The organism is Carboxydocella sp. JDF658 (assembly GCF_002049395.1).
Taxonomy (GTDB): domain Bacteria; phylum Bacillota.
In genome coordinates this window covers 1-234 of record NZ_BDLR01000179.1, presented here as the reverse complement: position 1 = coordinate 234, position 234 = coordinate 1, and the positions used below count along the sequence as shown (strand labels likewise).

Here is a 234-nt window from a genome sequence, read left to right as displayed (position 1 = left end):
GGGGTGACGCAGGAGGCTAGGGAGAGCCGGTGATTGGAAGTACCGGTCCAAGCCAGTAGGGAGTGAGGCAGGCAAATCCGCCTCACGGAAATCCTGAGAGGTGAAGGGGAGCCCGTAAGGGCGAAGCTTCTGACGCCAAACTGCCGAGAAAAGCCTCTAAGGAGGGGGTATGGTGCCCGTACCGGAAACCGACACAGGTAGGTGAGGAGAGAATCCTAAGGCGAGCGAGAGAAC

Annotated in this window: 1 rRNA gene; it reads left to right on the top strand. The window is 59.4% G+C overall.

The features are described from left to right. Positions 1-234, top strand: a 23S ribosomal RNA gene (locus JDF658_RS13255); the annotation flags it as partial.